21 protein-coding genes are annotated in these 22,380 nt (G+C 49.2%); 20 read left to right on the top strand and 1 reads right to left on the bottom strand.

Going from position 1 to position 22,380, the window contains the following annotated elements; all coding sequences use genetic code 11:
• The first annotated feature begins 167 nt into the window (after nt 1-167).
• Together ctaG and BLS58_RS04880 are read left to right on the top strand one after the other, a co-directional pair.
• The gene (ctaG, locus tag BLS58_RS04885; protein ID WP_090396584.1) at nt 168-1,097 is read left to right on the top strand and encodes a cytochrome c oxidase assembly factor CtaG; all 930 of its coding nucleotides are present in this window, start codon (nt 168-170) and stop codon (nt 1,095-1,097) included.
• 13 nt (nt 1,098-1,110) lie between these two features.
• Complete coding sequence (locus BLS58_RS04880; RefSeq protein WP_090396581.1) at nt 1,111-1,707, top strand: SCO family protein; 597 nt, start codon at nt 1,111-1,113, stop codon at nt 1,705-1,707.
• A 50-nt stretch (nt 1,708-1,757) separates the two neighbouring features.
• On the opposite strand, the gene BLS58_RS04875 is transcribed toward BLS58_RS04880, so the two are convergent.
• Nucleotides 1,758-2,324, bottom strand: coding sequence for a Uma2 family endonuclease (locus BLS58_RS04875; RefSeq protein WP_090397040.1), 567 nt, complete (start codon nt 2,322-2,324; stop codon nt 1,758-1,760).
• Between the two features lie 123 nt (nt 2,325-2,447).
• Between BLS58_RS04875 and BLS58_RS04870 the strand changes: the two genes are divergently transcribed.
• The 18 genes from BLS58_RS04870 to fabF all read left to right on the top strand — a co-directional run bounded on the left by BLS58_RS04870 (nt 2,448) and on the right by fabF (nt 22,225).
• Complete coding sequence (locus BLS58_RS04870; RefSeq protein ID WP_090396580.1) at nt 2,448-4,085, top strand: ATP-binding protein; 1,638 nt, start codon at nt 2,448-2,450, stop codon at nt 4,083-4,085.
• Nucleotides 4,086-4,098: 13 nt separating this feature from the next.
• On the top strand, nt 4,099-4,815 hold the full coding sequence (locus BLS58_RS04865) for a response regulator (protein WP_090396578.1): 717 nt from the start codon (nt 4,099-4,101) through the stop codon (nt 4,813-4,815).
• 194 nt (nt 4,816-5,009) lie between these two features.
• On the top strand, nt 5,010-6,383 hold the full coding sequence (locus BLS58_RS04860) for a CitMHS family transporter (protein ID WP_090396576.1): 1,374 nt from the start codon (nt 5,010-5,012) through the stop codon (nt 6,381-6,383).
• A 93-nt stretch (nt 6,384-6,476) separates the two neighbouring features.
• Nucleotides 6,477-6,905 (top strand): PrpF domain-containing protein, encoded by a 429-nt coding sequence (locus BLS58_RS18150; RefSeq protein WP_281240991.1) that lies wholly within the window; start codon nt 6,477-6,479, stop codon nt 6,903-6,905.
• Between the two features lie 25 nt (nt 6,906-6,930).
• Nucleotides 6,931-7,590 (top strand): PrpF domain-containing protein, encoded by a 660-nt coding sequence (locus BLS58_RS18145; RefSeq protein ID WP_281240990.1) that lies wholly within the window; start codon nt 6,931-6,933, stop codon nt 7,588-7,590.
• A 140-nt stretch (nt 7,591-7,730) separates the two neighbouring features.
• A complete protein-coding gene (locus tag BLS58_RS04850; RefSeq protein WP_090396574.1) occupies nt 7,731-8,153 on the top strand; it encodes a hypothetical protein in 423 nt (140 codons plus the stop codon).
• A 275-nt stretch (nt 8,154-8,428) separates the two neighbouring features.
• Nucleotides 8,429-9,547, top strand: a complete 1,119-nt coding sequence (gene tnpB / locus BLS58_RS04845; protein WP_090396572.1) for an IS200/IS605 family element RNA-guided endonuclease TnpB — start codon at nt 8,429-8,431, stop codon at nt 9,545-9,547.
• A 174-nt stretch (nt 9,548-9,721) separates the two neighbouring features.
• Nucleotides 9,722-10,756: an N-acetyl-gamma-glutamyl-phosphate reductase gene (gene argC / locus BLS58_RS04840; RefSeq protein WP_090396570.1), complete on the top strand. Its 1,035-nt coding sequence runs from the start codon at nt 9,722-9,724 to the stop codon at nt 10,754-10,756.
• Nucleotides 10,757-10,776: 20 nt separating this feature from the next.
• Nucleotides 10,777-12,012 carry a bifunctional ornithine acetyltransferase/N-acetylglutamate synthase gene (gene argJ / locus BLS58_RS04835; protein WP_090396568.1) on the top strand — a complete coding sequence of 412 codons (1,236 nt, stop codon included), beginning with the start codon at nt 10,777-10,779 and terminating at the stop codon, nt 12,010-12,012.
• Nucleotides 12,009-12,794 carry an acetylglutamate kinase gene (argB, locus tag BLS58_RS04830; RefSeq protein ID WP_090396566.1) on the top strand — a complete coding sequence of 262 codons (786 nt, stop codon included), beginning with the start codon at nt 12,009-12,011 and terminating at the stop codon, nt 12,792-12,794. Before argJ ends, argB begins: the two co-directional genes overlap by 4 nt.
• Entirely contained in the window at nt 12,766-13,926 is a 1,161-nt protein-coding gene (locus BLS58_RS04825; protein WP_090396564.1) for an acetylornithine transaminase, read from the top strand. Before argB ends, BLS58_RS04825 begins: the two co-directional genes overlap by 29 nt.
• Before the next feature lie 14 nt (nt 13,927-13,940).
• On the top strand, nt 13,941-15,023 hold the full coding sequence (locus tag BLS58_RS04820; RefSeq protein WP_090396562.1) for a carbamoyl phosphate synthase small subunit: 1,083 nt from the start codon (nt 13,941-13,943) through the stop codon (nt 15,021-15,023).
• Nucleotides 15,016-18,177 (top strand): carbamoyl-phosphate synthase (glutamine-hydrolyzing) large subunit, encoded by a 3,162-nt coding sequence (locus BLS58_RS04815; protein WP_090396561.1) that lies wholly within the window; start codon nt 15,016-15,018, stop codon nt 18,175-18,177. The genes BLS58_RS04820 and BLS58_RS04815 overlap by 8 nt, the downstream gene beginning before the upstream one ends.
• A gap of 39 nt (nt 18,178-18,216) precedes the next feature.
• Nucleotides 18,217-19,176 carry an ornithine carbamoyltransferase gene (gene argF, locus BLS58_RS04810; RefSeq protein ID WP_090396560.1) on the top strand — a complete coding sequence of 320 codons (960 nt, stop codon included), beginning with the start codon at nt 18,217-18,219 and terminating at the stop codon, nt 19,174-19,176.
• A gap of 72 nt (nt 19,177-19,248) precedes the next feature.
• Nucleotides 19,249-19,416, top strand: coding sequence for a hypothetical protein (locus BLS58_RS17450; protein WP_176764621.1), 168 nt, complete (start codon nt 19,249-19,251; stop codon nt 19,414-19,416).
• Between the two features lie 117 nt (nt 19,417-19,533).
• Nucleotides 19,534-19,866, top strand: a complete 333-nt coding sequence (locus BLS58_RS04805) for a hypothetical protein (protein WP_090396558.1) — start codon at nt 19,534-19,536, stop codon at nt 19,864-19,866.
• A gap of 129 nt (nt 19,867-19,995) precedes the next feature.
• Entirely contained in the window at nt 19,996-20,931 is a 936-nt protein-coding gene (locus tag BLS58_RS04800) for a beta-ketoacyl-ACP synthase III (protein WP_090396556.1), read from the top strand.
• 55 nt (nt 20,932-20,986) lie between these two features.
• The gene (gene fabF, locus BLS58_RS04795; RefSeq protein WP_176764620.1) at nt 20,987-22,225 is read left to right on the top strand and encodes a beta-ketoacyl-ACP synthase II; all 1,239 of its coding nucleotides are present in this window, start codon (nt 20,987-20,989) and stop codon (nt 22,223-22,225) included.
• The last annotated feature ends 155 nt before the right edge of the window (nt 22,226-22,380 follow it).

The raw sequence follows: 22,380 nt of genomic DNA, 5'->3' as shown, positions 1-22,380 counted from the left end.
TGATCCATGTAAATGACGAATGTATCGTATTGTATATGGAAACAATAATTTATGTTAGCATAGGTTTGCAAGTTATACGATCCAGCAAACGTTAACAACTTGTTCAGAATTTACGCTCGTTACATGTGTTATCATATAACGTGAAATGGACTTTGGGAGGTCTTCGGATGGGTGACATGTTCGAACAATTGACTTTTCGAGCGTTATGGACACCTGAGCTCATCATCGTATTAGCCGTCGTGGCAGCCCTGTATGTAATACTGACACGTAAGTGGTATGTTCGGTTTGAAGGGGGCCAAAAACCGCGGCCGAAACATGATTTTTTATTCGGACTAGCCCTTTTATGCCTTTATTTAGGGTGGGGCAGCCCTTTATACAGTATAGGCCATATGACGATCACGATCCATATGATTCAAATGGTCTGTGCCTATTTTTTCACAGTACCGCTCATGATTATCGCTTTGCCGAAATGGTTTTTGCACGCGGCTTTCGAAGGGTTAGGAAAATATGCCTACACGTTAAGAAACGTCATGTTTCATCCGATAACATGTCTGTTTGTGTTTAATGCTCTTTTTTCCTTTTATCATATTCCGGTCGTTTTTGATTACTTAATGCTTAACCCCGGTGTTCACAGTCTGTATGAAATAGCGATGTTCATCGCCGCCTGGATGATGTGGTGGCATATGATCGCGCCGTTGCCGTCAAAGCAATATCTCCATGATTTTCCCCGGATTTTTTATATTTTCGGAAACGGTCTTTTGATTACACCTGCGTGTGCCCTGATTATTTTTTCGGGTTACGCGCTCTTTGATACGTACACGGATATGCAGTATTGGCAAAGCGTCATGGCGTATTGTTTGCCTCCGAATGCAGGCGTTTCTTCCGATATGTTTGGCGGGATGGGCATTCTCGGGCAATTGCCCCCCTATACCGATCAACAATTGGCAGGCATTTTAATGAAAGTGGTTCAGGAAATTTTATACGCCATGGCGATTGGCGTTTCGTTTAAGGAGTGGCTGCAAAAAGACAGCCATCAGGATAGCGGGGAGCCATCGATCAGCGACATCCCGGAACATGTGAGAATAGGTGATCGTTGAGGAGGAAAAACAGATGAAAAAAATAACCCTTGCTTTCGCCGCGCTGCTTTTATTCAGCAGCGGGTGCGGATGGTTATATCAATCGGGTGCAGCGGAGAATGGAACAGATCTATCAGACTCGGAAATATATGTGAATGATTTTTCCTATACGAACCAGCATGAAGAAACGGTGACCAATGAAGAACTGGAAGGCGAGTATTGGGTGGCGAACATGGTGTTCTCGCGCTGCCCGACGGTATGTAATATCATGACGCCGAATATGGCAAGCTTGCAGGGTGATCTGGAAACGGAAGGTCTGGATACGACGTTAGTGTCCTTTACGGTCGATCCGGAGTTCGATGATCCCGAACAATTACAATCGTACGGTGAAAGTTACAATGCCGATTTTTCCAGCTGGCATTTTCTTACAGGGTACGAAGAAGAAGAGATCGAGACTTTAGCGGAAGAATCATTTTTATCCGTCGTCGAACCGGACCAGGAATCGGGGGATATCATTCACTCCACACAGTTTTATTTAGTCGACCCGGAAGGCCAGGTCATTCGCCAATATGATGGCCTGGAAGATGATACGGAACCGATTCTGGAAGATATCGGAGCGGTGCAGAGTTAGATGTGGGAAGAGCAGCATGGATCGCGGATTGATCCATGCTTAATGTTTGTTCAGGAAAACACCGCCCCTAAATCCAACGAAAAAGATTCAAACAAATGGGTGGTTATCTCATCCTCATTTCCGTAGACGTTATCCCTTTCATATTGGCCTTGATTTAACGAAAGCACCTCGACGGTTTCATTGCTGATATCCACGATCCAATATTCCTGTACCCCATTTTCCTCGTACAACTCAAATTTGCGGAGACGGTCGTGTTTTGCCGTTGACGGAGACAACACTTCCACAATCAAATCCGGGTTGCCGTTACACCCTTTGTCATCCAACTTGTCGGGATCGCAAATAATGGAAATGTCCGGTTGTACGACGTTGTCGGTGTCGTCTGCCTGATCCTGCGAAGGGAGCCGTACGTCAAAGGGGGCCAAATAAACATCGCAGGACTTATCATTCAAGTAATTCCCGAATGCCCTGAATATCTCTCCGAGTACTTTTTGATGAACTCTGGAAGGCGCAGGTGACATGTTGTACGGCACCCCATTGATCAACTCCCAGCGTTCACCGTCATCCCATTGCAAATAATCACGATAAGTGTAACGGTTAACAGGATTTGGCATGGCCATGTGTATCAATCCCTTTCATCCTTTATTTGTTATTATACCAGAAATCGAAGGGTTATCATTTCGGATGTCTTCAATGTATAATCCGTCTTAGAGCGAATTAATCACAAGGAGCCCGCCATAGATATGAACAGCCTCAAAAGCAAACACATAAAAAAGAATCTTGCCAAACCAAAAGTGACTATCAATTTAAAGGTAAAAATGATATTGCTTATTTGCGCATTGATCCTTGGGATGTTTGCGATTGTAGGTCTTTTTGTACATTATTTTTTTACCGACTCCCTGGAAGACCAAATGGGAGAACGCGTGTTAAATGTGGCGCAAAGTGTTGCAAACATACCGGAATTACGCGAAGCATTTGCTGAAGAAGATCCCGCTTCGACCATTCAACCGATCGTAGAGCCGATCAGAGAGGATACGGGGGCTGAATTCATCGTTGTCGGGAATACGGATGAGATCCGCTATGCCCATCCTTTGCCGGATCGCATCGGGGAAAGAATGGTCGGTGATGATAATGATCGCGCGTTAATTGACGGCGAGTCTTATGTCTCTCAAGCCGTAGGTTCCCTGGGGCCGTCCATGCGCGGGAAAGTCCCCGTTTTTTCAGACGATGGGGAGATTATCGGCGTGGTTTCCGTCGGGTTTATGGTGGACGACATTCAGGGCATTATTGCAAATTATACGCAGGAATTATGGTACGTTTTATTACTGACCGTTACCGTGGGGATTTTGGGGGCTGTCATGATCGCCCATCATATCAAAAAATCACTATTTGACCTGGAACCCGAAGAAATTTCCCATTTGTTTTTGCAAAAAGAAAGCATTCTCCAATCTACCCATGAAGGCATCATTGCCGTCAATCAAAACGGGCTGATCACGTTAATGAACCAAACCGCGAAACGGTTGTTTTTGGCAAACAAAAAAGAGACAGAATCGTATGTTGGCAAACACATACGGGACGTTCTGCCGGATACGAGGATGCCGGAAGTGCTCGAAAGTGGAGAAAGCCAATATGATCAGGAAATGTTGATCGGGAACCATAACGTTTATGTTAATCGCGTTCCGATCTTTTATGAAAATAAGATCATTGGGGTGGTATCCTCTTTTCGGGACAAGACGGAAATTGAACGCTTAACACAGGAATTGCGGAGAATCAAACAATATACCGAAGCACTGCGGGCGCAAACGCATGAGTTCTCGAATAAATTGTACACCATTTCAGGGCTTTTGCAGCTGGATCAAAAAGAAGAAGCGATCGAACTCATCCAGCAAGAGAGCCATACGCAACAAGAATGGATCCAATTCCTGATTCGAAAAGTTCCTGATCCGATGATCAGTGCTGTATTGCTCGGCAAACTGAACCAGGCGAATGAACTGGGCATCGACATGACCATCCATCCGGAAAGTAAGTTAACGTACCATTTATCAAAAAAGAATAAAGATACGCTTTCAACGGTATTGGGCAATTTGCTGGAAAATGCGTTGGAAGCCGTAAAAACGGAAGCGGAGTCAAAACGGCAAGTAAGTATTTTCTTTACGGATTTGGGCGACGACCTCGTGTTTGAAATTGAAGATTCAGGTCCCGGCATCCCGACGGAATTGGGGGATCAAATTTTCAACCAGGGTTTCTCAACAAAAGAAGGGTCGCATAGAGGCATCGGACTCGCTTTAAGCAAGCAAATGATTTCGGAAATAGGCGGTACTGTTTTACTGGAAGATGGCGAACTTGGCGGAGCTTGTTTCGTCGTCACCATCCCTAAATAGAGGTGGAAATAGAATGAGAGAGAATTATAAGGTGCTCATTGTAGAAGACGATTTTCGGGTTGCTGACATCAACCGGCAATTTGTAGAAAAAATGCAAGGGTTCACGGCCTTTGGGATAGCCAAAACCGGGGAAGAGACGATGGAGCAACTAAATAATAGCCAAACGCTGCCCGACCTCATTTTGCTCGATGTATATATTCCGGATGTTGAAGGGCTGGAGCTATTATGGACCATCCGCAATCACTATCACGAGGTGGATGTGATTATGATGACCGCTGCCAAGGAAGTGTCCATCATTGAAGAATCAATGCGGGGCGGAGCCTTCGATTATATCGTAAAACCAGTTGAGTTTGAACGGTTTGCATGGACGCTTGAGCGATACGACCGGCAACGGCAGTTGCTCAACGATAAAGAAGAGATGGATCAAGCAGACATCGACCGTTTAATCGGATCAGCCGATGGCAAGCAGGCCACAAAGCCTTCCAATTATGAGTTGCCAAAAGGCATTGATGAAATCACCTTAAATAACATTGAAGATATATTGAAGAAAACGAAAGATCAGGGTATAACAGCTGCAACCCTTGGTGAGAAAATAGGAGCGAGCCGCTCAACAGCCAGGCGCTATCTCGAGTATTTGGTATCGATCAATGCGGTGAAAACCGAGCTTAAATATGGTGATGTAGGCAGACCGGAGCGTCGTTATATTTTTGGAAAAACACACCTCGGCTAAGGTGTGTTTTTAAACAAAATGAACAAAATCAACATAATGAATATTATATCGCTTATGAGTATAATCTTTCTGTGCTGTAAATATATATGCTAGATTTCACTTATTGATAGTAGATATATCAAAAGGGGTGCATCATCGCTTTTTTTAAATGGGGATTGTATCCGCTTTCAGCTGTATGAGGGAGTGACAGAGAGATGGAACAAGATTTTTCAGTTGCACTGACAATCGTAGGTTTATTGATTATTTTCACGATCGTCGGGTTGCTTATCTGGGGGAAAATCAGCCCGATTGTAGGCATGACGCTCATCCCGATTGTGGGTGCATTGCTTTTAGGATTCGGGTTTGAGGATTTACGGGAATTTTTTGATTCTGGTGCCGAACAGGTGATGGATGTTGTCATCATGTTCATCTTCGCCATTATTTTCTTTGGTATCATGCAGGATAGTGGATTGTTTAATCCGCTTGTCAGGGGAATGATTCTCCTCACGAAAGGGAACGTCGTCATTGTAGCGATGGGTACAGCGGTGATTGGTACATTTGCACACCTCGACGGTGCCGGTGCCACGACGTTTCTTTTGACGATCCCGGCGCTCCTTCCATTATACAAAGAGCTCAACATGAGCAAGTATTTACTGTTGCTGATTGTATCGTTAAGTGCAGCCATCATGAATATGGTTCCCTGGGGAGGGCCGATGGCCCGAACGGCTTCTGTTCTTGACGCCGACCTCAATCAATTGTGGTATCCATTAATCCCTTTGCAAATTGTCGGCTTTATCCTCGCCCTTGGGTTTGCTGCCTTTCTGGGTATGCGGGAAAAGAAACGGATCGCCAAGCGGGTGGAAAACGGAGAAATTGAGAGCAATGACAGTGTTGATGTGACAGCCATTGCTGATGACTTTTCCAGAAGGAAAAAGGAAGAGGCAGACGCAGCTGAGGAAAAGCCGGTGAAGCACCCGGCCATGATTTGGGTCAACCTTGCGCTGACCATTGCGGTCGTAGGTCTCATGCTTTTTGATGTTGTTCCTCCAGAATTTGCTTTCATGCTCGGTGTAGCGATTGCTCTACCCATAAACTATCCAAGCGTCAGCGATCAAATGGGCCGTGTGCGCGCACATGCACCTGCTGCCTTGATGATGGCCGCAGTCATTCTTGCCGCCGGTGTCTTTCTCGGTGTCATGAATGAATCAGGGATGCTTGATTCCATTGCCCTGGCCATGGTTAGTATTCTTCCTGAAACTGTCGGGCCTTTTATACACGTCATCGTCGGCATCCTCGGTGTACCGATGGATTTACTGACGAGTACGGATGCTTACTATTTCGGGGTATTGCCGATCGTGGAAGCGACCGCTGCCGAATTCGGGGTGCCCGCTGCTTCAACCGCCTACGCGATGATCATCGGAAATGTTATCGGTACGTTCGTCAGCCCGTTTGCACCCGCCGTATGGCTCGCTATTGGGCTTGCCGGCGCTAATATGGGGCAGCATATTAGGTATTCCTTTTTCTGGATCTGGGGTTTTAGTATCGTTATGCTCGTCATTGCCTATTTTATGGGTATTTATACCATTTAACAGTTATGAGCATCTACTCAGATGTTAAAGTGACAGAATAAGTCATGAAAACGCGCCGACACCAACACAATATATGCATCAGGAGGGTTGCTGATGGCACAATATGCCATTTCCTGTAGTGTCTATCGTGGAGGAACGAGCCGTGGGCTGTTTTTCCACGAGAAAGACTTACCTACGAAAGAATGGGAGAAACAGCAGGTTTTTCTGGAAGCTGTTGATGCCTATAACCCGTCGCAAATTGATGGCCTGGGCAGCGGGACAAGCCATACGAGCAAGGTTGTCGTGATTTCTCCTTCTGAACGAGAAGATGCGGATGTGAACTATACGTTTTACCAAATTGGCATCGGTCAGGAAATCGTCGATGATAAGGGGACGTGCGGGAACTTGATGGCTGCCGTCGGTGCGTTTGCCGTCAATGAACAGCTGGTGAATCCCTCCAATGGTATTGGTGTAACGGTTCGAGCATCGAATACAAACATTGGAAAAATCATCTCGATTCATGTGCCGATCGCCAAACGATGAGGCTAAAGTTCAAGGTGCCTATCAAATGCCTGGAACCGCGAGACCTGGGGCAAAATATTCCGTTCATATTCTCGATCCCGGTGGCGGAAAGACCGGCAAAACTTTGCCACTGGGCAATGTACGCAAGGAGAATGACCGGACTTATTCATTCGTTGACCTCGTCAATCCATTCGTCCACCTGAAAGCAAGTGCTTTTCATCTCGATGGGACGGAAGGTAATGATTTGATTAACGGCAATGAAGACGTGTTGGCAGCACTGGAAACCGTACGGAGCGAAGCAGCGGTTGCGGCCGGCATGGCGGAGTCGATTGATGAGGCGCGAAAAGCGCCTGCCGTTCCCAAAGTAACGCTCGTTGCACCCCCTCAGACTTACGTTTCTGCATCGGGTACAACGATCAACAAGAAGGATATTGATATCGTGGCGAAAATGATATCAATGGGCAAGGTGCATCGAACGTTTGCCGGAAGCGGTTTGTATAATCTTGCTGCATCGACACGCCTCCCGGGTACGATTCCCAACCGACTGACAAGTACGCAGCAAAGCGAAGTTGTACGTATTGGACATCCGGATGGTATCGCGGAAGTGATGGTCTCCCTGACCGACGATGAAACTGAAGTCTCTTATGTAGGTTTGGAGAGGACAGCACGGCTGATTATGAAAGGAAAAGTATATGTTCGGGTATAATCTCATCCCACTGTCCGTGTGGGTTGGGATTTTTTTCACGATTAGGATGCTGAAATCTTATTCAATATTGAGTAGATATATTGTAGAATGGAGGTAGATTGTTGAACGTGTATAAAAATTGAAAGAAACGAGGGCGATGGATGGTGGATGATCGAAAAATGCTGGAAACGATATTGGAAAAAGTGACTGATACGGGGAAAAGAATGTCTCATATGGAAGCAAAGTTCGAAGGGCTTGAAACGAAGGTTACAGGAATAGAAGCGAAGGTCGAAGGGCTTGAAACGAAGGTTACAGGAATAGAAACGAAGGTCAAAGGGCTTGAAACGAAGGTCGAAGGAATGGATATAACATTAGCAGAAGTTAAAGAAAAAGCAGATCGGATCCCTGATATTGAGCGCAAAACCGATGTCATTACGAAAGAGCTTGTCTCTGTGCGAGAGGATATGACGACGGTGAAGGGGAAAACGCATGAGATTGAGGGAGAGCAAACGTATCAATATACGAAGTGGGGAGAACATGACCGTAGAATTAGTAAGCTGGAACGAAAAATAGATGTCCTGTAAGAGGGTTGCTATTCCCTGGGCAGGTTTAATTTTGCAAGATCAGAAAGAATAAACGGTTTGGCTGATAACATTAGAAAGACAATGATTTTCGCTTTTCTCGGCAAAATCAAGTCTTTCTATTTTTTTTATCGGTTTTAGGCGAGAAGACCCCTGCTTCTGACGAAGTGTAAAGTGGGGGATGAATCGCCTTCGGGCTATTGCCCGAAAAAATTAGACAAAATATAAAGGATAAAGTATAATAAAAACAAACAAATGTTTGTGGGGGGTGAACAACAATGATCGTCAATAAAGCTTATAAGTTTCGTATCTATCCGACTAAAGAACAAGAAATTTTAATCGCTAAAACCATTGGTTGCAGTCGTTTCGTGTTTAATCATTTTTTGAGTAAATGGAAAAGCGAATACCAAGAAACTGGAAAGGGCTTAACCTACAATGCTTGCTCTTCCCAATTAACGCAACTAAAGAAAGAATTGGATTGGTTAAAAGAAGTGGATAGCATTGCTATTCAATCCTCTCTAAAAAACCTCGCGAACGCGTATGCGAGGTTTTTCAAAAAACAAAACGAAGCACCACGTTTTAAATCCAAAAATAATAAAGTGCAATCTTACACGACCAAACATACAAACGGCAACATTTCGATATTTGATAACAAAATCAAGTTACCGAAACTTGGTATGGTTAAGTTCGCCAAAAGTCGTGAGGTCAAAGGTCGTATACTCAACGTGACCATTAAACGTAAACCAAGTGGCAAATATTTTGTTTCCGTTCTCGCCGAAACAGAAACAGAAGAATTACAAAAAACAGGTGAATCTGTTGGCGTTGACGTTGGGATTAAAGACTTCGCCATTCTTTCGGATGGCACCATTCACAAGAATCCTAAGTTTTTCCGTACATTAGAAAATAAGTTAGCCGAAGCGCAACGCATCCTTGCAAGGCGACAAAAAGGTTCGTCTAACTGGCATAAGCAGCGCATTAAAGTTGCACGGCTTCATGAGAAAATTGAAAACGCACGTCATGATTACTTGCATAAAATCTCTACTGACATTGTCAAAAACCACGACATGATCGGTATTGAAGACTTGCAAGTATCGAATATGCTGAAAAACCACAACTTAGCCAAAGCGGTTAGTGAGGTAAGTTGGTCGCGTTTTCGCACCATGCTTGAATATAAAGCAAAATGGTATGGAAAGCAGGTGATAACGGTGGCCAAAAACTTCCCTTCCAGCCAACTTTGTTCAAGTTGTGGGCATCGAAACCAAGACGTTAAAAATCTTGCGTTGCGTACGTGGGAATGCTCCGAATGCCACACGCACCACGATAGAGATATTAACGCAAGTAAAAACATTCGTAATGAAGCATTACGATTAACCGCAGGGACTGCGGGGATAGCCTAATCAAAACTTTCGGTTACGAAGGTGTTTTTAGGAATCTCCATCTTCAAATGTCGTCAGAAATTAAGGTGGAGTAGTTCAAGCCACCCAAATTATAAAAATACACTTGAATTTATGTTTATCCACCGTTACAATGAATACATGAAAATGCATAAATATTAAATGGGGTGCAACATTATGAAAGTGGCGATTGTCGGAGCAACAGGATACGGCGGCATTGAATTAATTCGGTTATTGCGACAGCACCGGCATGTCACTGAGATCTCGGTGTTCTCCTCCACGCAGGCGGAAGAACCTTTAACGTCAACCTATCCGCACCTTCAGGATGTGTATAAAGGTCGCTTGCAACCGATCGATACAAACGAGCTGGCCAATGAATATGACATTGTTTTCTTATCGGCGCCGCCCGGGGTGGCAGCCACACTTGCCGGAGGATTGCTGGAAGGGGCGGCGGCCATCGTCGACCTATCCGGGGATTTCAGGTTAAAAGATAAACGTGTATATGAAGCCTGGTATGGACGGGAGGCAGCAGATACCTCGCTCACCGAGCAGGCGGTTTATGGCTTATCGGAATGGAATGAGCAAGCGATTCGCGGCGCAAAACTTACCGCCAATCCCGGTTGTTATCCGACGGCGATTCTCCTCGGGCTCGCACCTGCCGTGAAACGCGGGCTCATCAATATGAAATCAGTCATCATTGATGCGAAGACCGGCACAACCGGCGCCGGTAAAAACCCGTCATCGATCACGCATTTCAGCGAAATGAATGAATCTATGAAAATATACAAAGTGAATACGCACAAGCATACACCGGAAATTGAGCAGCTGCTCGCCGAATGGAGTCCGGAAGCAGGGGCGATCACTTTCACCCCTCACCTCGTTCCGATGAGCCGGGGGATTATGGCAACGATGTATGCTGAATGTACATCGGAACTGAACGCACGGGAATGGCTGGATGTATATAAACATGCATATGAACGTCACCCTTTCGTACGCGTGCGTGAAAAAGGCTTTCCGGCGGCAAAAGAAGTCTACGGCAGCAATTACTGTGATATTTTCCTTGATTATGATTCCCGTACAAACCGGCTCACCATCGTTTCCGTGCTTGACAATCTCGTCAAGGGAGCCGCGGGGCAGGCACTGCAAAATGCCAATATCATGAAAGGGTTCGATGCAACCGAAGGGCTGGAGCAATTTCCGATCTATCCATAAGAAATGGGAGGGTAAAGAACATGGCGAGCAGCACGACAGTCAAAGGATGCATGCAAAAGATCGCGGATGGAAGCGTCCATACGCCTGCCGGCTTTAAAGCGGCAGGCCTCCATGCAAAAGTGAAAAGAAAACGTAAAGACCTGGGTGTGATCGTCTCTGATGTACCCGCCTCGGCCGCGGCGGTGTATACATTGAATCAAATTCAGGCAGCACCCCTGGATGTCACGAGAGAAAGCATTGCCGCGGGAGACACATTACGCGCGGTCGTCGCCAACAGCGGGCAGGCCAATGCCTGTATGGGTAAAGTGGGCGTCGCGGATGCGTATGACATGCGGGATCAAACCGCACAGGCGTTAAACCTGGATCCCCTCGATGTAGCGGTCGCTTCAACAGGAACGATCGGCGAACGTCTGCAGATGGAAAACATCCTTCCCGGCATCGCGCAGTTGCAGCCGGAGACGAATCGCGCAGCGGCCAATGCGTTTGCCGAGTCGATTTTAACGACGGATACGTGCACGAAAGAGACGTGTTATGCCACCGAAATTGACGGTAAAACGGTTCATATCGGCGGAGTCGCCAAAGGCTCCGGCATGATTCATCCGAATATGGCGACGATGCTCAGCTTCGTCACAACTGACGCGAACATCGCTCCTGACTATTTACAGCAGGCACTTTCCGAAATCACCGATCGTACGTACAATCGCATCACGATTGATGGAGACACGTCCACCAATGACATGGTGTTGACGCTCGCGAACGGGCAAGCCGGCCACGAGCCTTTACATCCGGGTCACCCGGACTGGACTCATTTTATGCAGACCCTCGAATGTGTCTGCATTGAACAATCCAAGCAGATTGCCCGTGATGGCGAAGGAGCGACGAAACTTGTGGAAGTGAATGTTCAAGGGGCGCCGACGGATGAAGACGCGGGAAAGATTGCCAAACAAATCGTCGGATCTGATCTCTTAAAAACTGCAGTTTTTGGCACTGATGGCAACTGGGGACGTGTCATTTGCGCAATTGGCTATAGCGGCGTAACGATTGACCCGGAAACGATTGACATCGCCATCGGTCCGTATATGACGCTATCCCAAAGCGAACCTGTCGATTTCTCGGAAGAAGCGGTTACCGCGCACTTGCAACAAGATGAAGTCTTCATTGACGTCAATCTTCATCTCGGCGACGGCACCGGCAAAGCATGGGGTTGCGACCTGACGTATGATTACGTCCGCATTAACGCGGGGTACCGGACATGAGCCGATCTTACGTGGTTGTCAAATGTGGCGGGGCGACGGTTGACACACTTTCGGATCAATTTTACGAACGAATGGCTCATTTGCGCGAACAGGGAAAGACGCCCGTGATCGTTCACGGTGGTGGAGCCGCAGTGAATGAAATGCTCGAGACGATGCAGGTGGAAACGACGTTTGTCAACGGTTTGCGGCGAACGACGAGGGAAGTGCTGAACGTTGCGGATATGGTCTTTAACGGTAAAGTCAATCCCATGATCTGCGCGAAACTGCAGGCTGCCGGTTTAAATAGCGTCGGCTTATCCGGATGCGATGGCCCTATGATCGAAGCGAAACTCCTCGATGAAAAAAAGCTGGGACTTGTCGGAGAAGCCGTGCAAGTCAATCCCACGCTCATTCAGCAAGTGACAGCCATCGGGCTCACACCTGTGATCTCACCGCTCGTCGCCGGTAAGAACGGCATGCGTTTAAACATGAACGCGGATACGGCTGCCGCCCATTACGCCCAGGCACTGGAAGCGGAAGAAGTGATGTTCGTGACCGACGTTCCGGGCATTTTACAGGATGGCGAGCCACTTGACTATATCAGCGAGGAAGAAGTAAATGACATGATCGCGAAAGGCACGATTTACGGGGGAATGATTCCGAAAGTCGAAGCGGCGATTCAATCTCTTAAAGGTTCTGTCAAAAAAGTAACGATCATCGGCGGTGAAGGAGAAGGCGGAACGACAATTGTAAAGGCAATGGCAGGTGAAAAAGATGGCGACACACACGTTTCCCACATATAAGCGCTGGAACTTAACATTTGCTTCGGCTCATGAAGATACGATTACAACAACCGATGGCCGGGCCTTTATCGATTTTATGAGCGGCATCGGGACGGTAAACATGGGACACAATCACCCGGACATTGTCAAAGCCGTGGAAAAACAACTGCATCGGGGCTGGCACGGGTCCAATTTTTTTCAGTATGAACAACAAGAACAAGTCGCAGGCCAACTGGCGAAGATCACGGCGTTGGATTTGGTATTTTTCGCCAACAGCGGATCGGAAGCCAATGAAGCGGCGATCAAGCTTGCGCGTAAAGCGACGGGTCGAACGGAGATTGTGTCTTTTACGCAATCGTTCCATGGTCGGACGTACGGAAGCATGGCTGCTACCGGGCAAACGAAAATCCAGGAAGGGTTTGCGCCTCTCCCGAAAGGCTTCACGTACGCCCCTTTCAACGAGAGCGACCAACTGGAAACCTATGTAAGTGAGGACACCGCCGCGATCGTACTTGAGACGATCCAGGGAGAAGGCGGCGTCATCCCGGCACACAAAGCTTTTCTGGAAAAGGCCGAAGCAGTGGCGAAACAACACGGCGCCTTGCTTATCATCGATGAAATCCAAACGGGCATGGGCCGAACCGGCGTCCCTTTTGCCTACCAGAAATTTGACTTGTCCCCGGATATCATTACCACAGCCAAAGGGTTGGGAAATGGATTCCCCGTCGCCGCCATGATCGGCAAGAAAGAACTGGAAGGCCATTTCGGTCCGGGCAGTCACGGCACGACATTTGGCGGCAATCCCCTTGCGATGGCGGCGGTTGCAGGTACTTTACAAGTCTTGAACACGCCCGGCCTGCTCGACAGTGTCGAAGAAAAGAGCAAACGCGCGTTTCAATCGTTGCACGAGCAGCTGAAAGACGTTGCTGAGGTGACGGAAATTCGCGGTGATGGGTTAATGATCGGTATTGCTTGTGAGCAACCGGTCGCTTCCATGCTTACAAACATGCAGGAAAAAGGGTTGGTCGCCCTGCCGGCCGGGGAAAAAGTGATTCGGCTGCTACCGCCGCTTACGATCAGCTCGGAACGGTTAACGGCAGGTTTGGAAATCGTGGCAGAAGCCATTAAAGAAACGGTGAAAACGACGGCGTAAAGGAGATGGTTACGATGAAAGGGTATATCGTTCTGGAAAACGGCGATATTTTTTCGGGACAATTCATAGGTGAGGAACGGACGGATGTTTTCGGGGAGGCGGTATTTTTTACAGGAATGACCGGATATCAGGAAGTTGCCACCGATCCTTCTTACCGCGGCCAAATCGTCATCTTCACTTACCCGTTCATCGGTAACTACGGTGTTCATCCCGGGAAGGACCAGAGTGAGGAGTGGCATCCCCGCGCCCTCGTTATGGGGGAATGCGCGAGTGATGGGTATCATTATCAGTCGGAAGAGACGCTCGCCTCACATGCAGAAAAAGTAGGTGTTCCCATTCTCACAGACGTTGATACACGTGCCCTCGTGAAAACCATCCGAAAGTCGGGGGCGATGGGCGCGGTGATGACGACCGATCCGGATACGGTCGTCTGGAATCATTATACATCCATCGAAGAGAAGCCGCTCGTTAATGAGGTCTCCACGAGTGAAACTGAAACGCACGGTTCGGGAGACACGCATATCGTACTCGTGGACTTTGGCCATAAAAAGGCTATGGTGGATGCCCTCTGCGCCCATGGAGCGAAAGTGACGGTCGTACCTTTTGATACAGATCTTAAAACGATCCAGGCGTTTGCACCCGATGGATTGCTTCTGACAAACGGTCCGGGTAACCCGAAGCAACTGGAGGAGCAGCTTCCAGAGATTAAAGCCGCGATCATGCAATACCCTACATTCGCCATTTGCCTCGGGCATCAGCTGATCGCGCTCGCTTTCGGCGGAGATACGTCGAAATTGAAATTCGGTCATCGCGGTGCCAATCAGCCCGTGCTGGAGAAGGCTTCGGGCCGCGTGGATATGACGGCGCAAAACCACAGTTACGTCGTTGACAAAGCATCGCTGGAAGGGACGGATTTAGTCGTCACTCACGTCAACGTCAACGACGACTCCGTGGAAGGGTTGGCCCATAAGCGGTTGCCGATCAAATCCGTGCAGTATCATCCGGAAGCGAACCCGGGGCCGGAAGATAGCCAGCACTTATTTTTAACGATTTTCCAAATGATCGCAGAGGAGAAAGAAGTGACCATTCATGCCTAAGAAAACAAGCTTAAGAAAAATCCTCGTGCTCGGTTCGGGCCCGATTGTCATCGGGCAGGCTGCCGAGTTTGACTATGCCGGAACGCAAGCATGTCTGGCACTTCGGGAAGAAGGTTGCGAAGTCGTCCTCATCAACAACAACCCGGCCACCGTCATGACCGATGATACCTGTGCGGATAAGGTTTATTTTGAGCCTCTCACACTCGCTTCCCTGCAAAGTGTGCTCGAAAAAGAACGTCCGGATGGATTGCTCGCTACGATGGGCGGACAAACCGGCCTGAACCTGGCGCTTGCTGCCCATGAATCAGGGATTTTGGAACGTTTTGGCACCGAACTTCTCGGCACCCCCATGTCTTCCATTCAACAGGGGGAAGATCGCGAGGCTTTCCGCAGCCTGATGCAGGCTTTGCATGAACCTGTTCCTGAGAGCACGATTGTGACGACTTCCGCAGAAGCGGTGACGTTTGCCGCGGAGGTGGGTTATCCGATTATCGTCCGCCCGGCTTATACACTTGGCGGCGGGGGCGGCGGCATTGCGAAGGATGAAGCCGAACTGGAAACGATCGTCACCGGCGGCCTCGAGGCGAGCCCCATCGAGCAATGTCTCGTGGAAAAAAGCATCGCCGGTTTCAAGGAAATCGAGTACGAAGTGATGCGTGATGCCAACGATACGTGTATCACCGTTTGCAATATGGAAAATATCGATCCGGTCGGCATTCACACCGGGGACTCTATCGTCGTTGCCCCCTCGCAGACGTTAAGCGATGACGATTATCAGCGGTTGCGTTCCGCTTCGACGAAAGTGATTCGGGCGCTCGGCATCGTCGGAGGTTGCAACATTCAGTTTGCCCTTGATCCTTACAGCGATCAATATTATCTCATCGAGGTCAACCCGCGTGTGAGTCGTTCCTCCGCCCTTGCTTCCAAAGCTACGGGGTATCCGATCGCCCGCCTGGCGGCAAAAGTCGGGCTCGGGTATGGCCTGCATGAGCTGAAAAACCCGGTGACGGCGCATACGTACGCCAGCTTCGAGCCTGCCCTCGATTACGCCATCGTCAAGTTCCCTCGCTGGCCCTTTGACAAATTCATGGACGCAGACCGGACGCTCGGCACCCAGATGAAAGCCACCGGCGAAGTGATGGCGATTGAACGAAACATGCAAGCAGCCTTGCAAAAAGCGGTAAGATCGTTGGAAATCAATCTCGACGGCTTGAAGTGGCCGGGCGTCGATGAGATGGCCGCCGCTGATCTCGAAGCGGCCCTGACGAATGCCGATGACCGCCGTTTTTTCTATATCCTCGAATTAATGAGGCGCGAATACACGAGCGAGCACTTGGCGGTGATCACGTCTATCGACCGTTTCTTTCTCGATCATTTCCAGCGCCTGATCGCAGGTGAGAAAAGAGCGGAAGCGACCTCGTTTGCCGAGCTCGAGCGCGAACAGCTGGCCACTTTCAAAAAGGACGGATTCAGTGATCACTGGCTCTCCACGTGTTGGGGCATGGAAGAAGCCGAGTTACGAGACTATCGTTTCCGGGAAGGTATCATTCCGGCCTATCATATCGTCGATACGTGCGCGGGTGAATTCGAGGCGGAAACCCCGTATTATTACTCGACTTATAGCGGGAGAGATGAAGTAAGCGTTAACGATCATAAGCCCGGTATCCTGCTCGTCGGCTCGGGACCGATTCGTATCGGACAGGGGATCGAGTTTGACTATTGTTCGGTGAACGGGGCACAAGCGGTTAAAGAGCTCGGTTACGAAGCGATTATGATGAACAACAATCCGGAAACGGTGAGCACTGATTACGAGACCGCCGACAAGCTTTATTTTGAACCGCTTACGGCAGAAGACGTCATTCATGTTGCCGAACGGGAACAAGTGGAAGGCGTTTTGCTGCAACTGGGCGGGCAAACGAGTATCGCCCTGACGGAAGCGCTTGAAGACGCAGGATTAAAACTGTACGGCGCCTCCTTTGACGTCATTGACCAACTGGAAGACCGGGGCCGCTTTTATAATTTTATGCAAAAGGCTCACATTCCGCATATCCCCGGGCAGACAGGTGTCGATGCCGAGGATACGATGGCTAAAGCGAGGGACATCGGCTATCCCGTTTTATTACGCCCGTCCTATGTGATCGGCGGCCAGGGGATGTCCATTTTCACATCGGAACAAGCATTGCAAGCGTATGTGGAGGCAGAGGATAATAGAATCGCTTATCCGATTCTTATCGATGCTTATTTTGCCGGCAAGGAACTGGAAGTCGATGTTATCACAGACGGCAGCAACGTCTATATTCCGGGCATATTTGAGCATATCGAAAAAGCGGGGGTTCATTCCGGCGACTCGATCGCGATCACCCCGCCCTATGACCTCTCGGATACCCACAAGCGGCAAATCGTTACCTATGCGGAAAAAATGGCGCGGCAGCTGGATTTCGTCGGACCCTTCAATATTCAATTCGTTTTATCGGAAGGGACCTTGTATGTGATTGAAATAAACCCCCGGGCCTCGCGGACGGTACCGATTTTCGCGAAAGCGAGCGGGAATAACCTCATCGAGCAAGCGGTGCAGTTGTTGTTGGGATATGACTGGGTCCAAGTGTTTGGAGATAAAAGGGGATTGGCGCCGGAGACGTCCTATTATGCCGTGAAAGCTCCTGTTTTTTCTACAGAAAAATTACCGGGCCTGGACCCGTTGCTAGGCGCGGAAATGACATCGACCGGCGAGCTGCTCAGCTTTGGCGAAACCAAAGAAGAAGCGATGAAGCAGGCGTTTGCCTGGAAAGATGGTCAAATGCCCGCCATTTACGAGAAAACAGGCAGCATTTTTTACCATATTGCGGGCGGTCAGCAAGCAGCCTGTGAACCGGTGCTTAAAGCGTTGGAGGACATGGGCTTCACCCTCTATAATACCGAAACTTATGCTTTCGACGACTGGCTGGAAGAGGAAAACGGACTTCTCTATATCAGTATTCCTTCCGCCGGCAGCCGGGAATTTGCCAGTGAACGCCTGGCAGCGGAACGAAGCCGGAAAATGATCGTGACCGACCCAAAAACTCTACACGAGCTGGTAGAAGCCCGTAGCAACAAACATGAAGTGCGGGCCGCGGAAACCTGGAAGCAGTTAGATTTGGCAGATGAGAAAGTATAAATCAACTTTCTAGTGCAACCAACAAAGGACGTGACAGAAATGGAAAAAAACCCGGAAGTGGTCGTGGGCCAATTTTTACAGGGCAGAGATGTCTTAACGTGGGCGGATTATGCCACGGGCGAAATCGAACAACTGCTGGAAAGCGCGCGCCGGCTTAAGGAGCAACAGCAACAGGGGGCCACTCAGCAAACGTTAGCCGGCCGCTCGCTCGGGATGATTTTTGAAAATGCGTCCACGCGGACGAGGGTTTCTTTCGAGGTGGGGATGACCCAGCTTGGCGGCCACGCGCTGTTTTTAAACAGTACCGACTTGCAAATCGGGCGCGGGGAACCGGTTGATGACACCGCGAAGGTGCTCTCCCGTTACGTCGATGGCATCATGATCCGCGCCAACGATCATGAAAAGGTGAAGCGTCTCGCCGAAAAGAGCGAGGTGCCGGTGATTAACGCGCTTACAGACTGGTATCACCCGTGCCAGGCGTTGGCCGACATGCTGACCGTTCAGGAACATCTTGACCAGTTGAACGGGCGTAAACTCGTCTATGTCGGGGATGGCAACAATGTCGCCCACTCAGTGATGATCATTGCAGCCAAGCTCGGCATGGACATCACGTTATCGACGCCCGAAGGATATGAAGGCGAGGCGGATGTTTGGGCAGAAGCGCGAGCCATTGCCGAGCAAACAGGAAGCAAGGTGGCGCATGTCGTCGATCCCCGGGAAGCATTGCAAGACGCTGATATCGTCTATACCGATGTCTGGGTAAGCATGGGCGTGGAAAAAGAGGCAGATAAACGAAACAAGGCATTTAGACGTTACCAAGTCAACGAAGAGTTGATGTCTTTGGCTAAAAAAGAAGCTATCTTTATGCATTGCCTGCCTGCCCACCGAGGCGAGGAAGTGAGCGCCGAGGTGATTGACGGTCCACAATCGGTCGTCTTCGACCAGGCGGAAAATCGTCTGCACGTGCAAAAAGCGATTTTGCAGGCGGTGATGCGCTAGATCTGTTATCCCCTTTTCAGGGGATTTTTTGTTACAATGAACCAATAATATACTATACGAGGGGTTGATGACATGCACTTGATCTTTGGTGTATTGATCTTTACCGTAGTGGCACTCTTCGTCTATCTGACCTTGATAAGTTATGCACCTTTTGCCGAGACCGTCAATGTTATCGTCGCCCTTATCCTGGCGTTTGTCGCCGAATATATATACATGAAATATCGCCCGCAACCAGAATGAGACGCTGAGCGCTATCACCTCCCACGTGCAGCTGTCATAAACTACGGCAGTAGCCTATGTTGGCAGATAAGCACAACTAAGGCTTAAGCCAAGTTTTCTTTAGAAAGGAAGAGACTGATGCTTCCGTTGTATCCTGCCGAGCCGTATCGACACGCTGTTTATCGTCCTTACCCCCAGGATCCATATGCCGGGGAAGAACGAATAGGCTTTTTTCTTCCATTTGTTGCCGGTCTCGCGGCAGCGCCGCTTCTAAGCGGTGCATTTGGCGGATATGGATATGGTGGACCGCCGCCACCTATCAGCTACGGGCCACACTATGGCCCAAGTTTTGGCCCTAACTATGGGCCCAACTATGGTCCGATTTATAAAAAGCCAGCGGTCCCTGAGCCGCCTCCAGGGTTCGGTCCCGGTCCCGGTTACGGACCTCCCCGCCCGCCTTATGGTTGGTAAGCAAACGAAAAACCGTGCCCCTCTGTCGAAGAGGCACGGTTTTTTCATGTTGCGGAGCCTAAGGAAGTAAGTTAAAATTAAGACTAGGTCATAATACGAACCCAAAATCTTACCTGGGAGGGGAATAGTATGCGTCAAGCCGGCATCTACGGGATCGGTAGTTATACTGAAGGTCGGGAAGTCACAAATAAAGAGTTTGAAGAGACATTGGACACGAGTGATGAGTGGATTCGCACGCGTACAGGGATTGAACGACGCGTTTTTGCCGATGACGACGTGGACACCTCTGATATGTCTTATTTTGCTGCGGTTCGTGCCCTGGAACACGCGGAGGAAAGAGCCGAAGACCTGGACTTGATCATCGTTGCTTCCGTAACCGGTGATTATCCATTCCCGTCGGTATCAGCATTGATTCAGGAGCGTCTGGGAGCGAAAAATGCCGCAGCCATGGATATTGGTGCCGCCTGCGCAGGTTTTGCCTACGGGGTTGTTACCGCCAGCCAATTCGTCGCCACCGGTAGTTATGAACGGATCCTCGTCGTCGGTACGGAAAAATTGTCCAAAGTTACGGATTTTACAGACCGCAATACGGCGGTTCTTTTTGGTGACGGGTCAGGCGCGGCCGTCGTCGGTCCCGTAAGTGATAATCGCGGGCTGGTGTCCTTTGAACTGGGGGCTGACGGGAGTGGCGCCCAGCATATTAAAGCAGACCCGTACCTCTATATGAACGGACGTGAAGTATTCAAATTCGCAGTACGGCAAATGGGCGATACATGCATGAATATGTTGGAAAAAGCTCATCTTACAAAAGATGATGTCGATTTTCTCGTCCCCCACCAGGCGAACATTCGCATTATGGAAGCGGCGCGGGAAAGGTTGGAACTGCCTAAGGAAAAAATGTCCTCAACCGTGCATAAATATGGAAATACGTCTTCATCTTCAATTCCGATCGCTCTTGTTGAAGAGATAAATCGTGGTAAAATCAAGGATGGGGATTTAGTCGTGATGGTCGGATTCGGCTCCGGTCTTGTATGGGGCGGATTAGCCCTGCGCTGGGGACGGTAGGCCGAGTCTCGGGATTATAACGATCAGACAAGTTTTCTAAAAGGAGAGAATAAAGATGAAGCATCGGGTTGTAGTCACGGGCATGGGGACGGTGAATCCACTCGGAAATCATCTGGATGAATCCTGGGAGCGTGCCCTTGCCGGTGAAACGGGCATTGGCCCATTGACAAGGTTGGATGCAGAAGAATTTCCGGTTAACGTTGCCGGTGAAGTCCAGGATTTTCAGGTAGAAAACTATTTGGAGCGCAAAGAGGCCAGGAAAATGGACCTTTTCACGCAGTATGCGGTCGCTTCTGCCTATATGGCGCTGGAAGATGCCGATTTGCAAATTAGCGATCAGAATGCAGAGCGCGTGGGTGTATGGATCGGTTCGGGAATTGGGGGCATGGGTACCTATGAGGCACAATTCCGACAATTCATGGAAAAAGGTGCCAGGCGGGTCAGTCCATTTTTCGTACCGATGATGATTCCCGATATGGCTGCGGGACAAGTATCGATTCTGACAGGGGCGAAAGGAATGAACTCTTGTTCCGTTACCGCGTGTGCATCAGGAACGAATTCCATCGGCGATGCCTTCAAAGTCATACAAAGAGGTGACGCTGACGCCATGATTACCGGGGGCACGGAAGCGCCGATCACGAATATGGCGGTCGCCGGTTTCTCCGCTGCCAAAGCGATTACGACTACGGACGACCCTGCGAAAGCTTCTCGTCCCTTTGATGCCGAACGGGATGGCTTTGTCATGGGCGAAGGGGCCGGCATTCTTATTCTGGAATCGTTGGAATCCGCAGAAGCGCGGGGGGCCAAGATTTATGCCGAACTTATCGGATATGGCTCCACAGGCGATGCTTACCACATGACAGCGCCAGCTCCGGATGGAGAAGGGGCAGCCAGAGCAATGGAAGAGGCGATATCCGATGGGGCGATTGAAAAAACAAATGTAGGCTATATCAATGCTCACGGAACGAGCACCCCATTTAACGACAAATATGAAACGACGGCGATCAAGCAGGTATTTTGCGATCATGCCCACGATCTTGTGGTGAGCTCCACGAAATCGATGACCGGGCATTTATTGGGCTCCACAGGTGCGGTCGAAGCCATCTTCACCATACAATCCCTCAGGGCTCAGATGGCAGCACCGACCATTAATTTGCACAACCCTGACCCGGAATGTGATCTCGATTACGCGGCCAACGAAAAGAAACCCATCAACGCGACGGTCGCGTTAAATAACTCGTTCGGCTTTGGCGGGCACAACGCCACGATCGCTTTTCAGACGTATGAAGGGTAAAAGATAAGGGCTGTCACCCGAGAGGGGACAGCCCTTTGAACGTTTTGCGGTGCCATCCATCGCTCCCCATTTTGGTGTTCTCTGATTTTGGGGTATGCGGAGCCGGCCATCGCCCCCCATTTTGGTGATTCTCTGATTTTGGGGTGCGCGGAGCC

Origin of the sequence: Natribacillus halophilus, assembly GCF_900100185.1 — a bacterium.
GTDB lineage: Bacteria > Bacillota > Bacilli > Bacillales > Marinococcaceae > Natribacillus > Natribacillus halophilus.
Note: the sequence above shows the minus strand (reverse complement) of the source record. Positions and strands in the feature narration are given on the sequence as shown.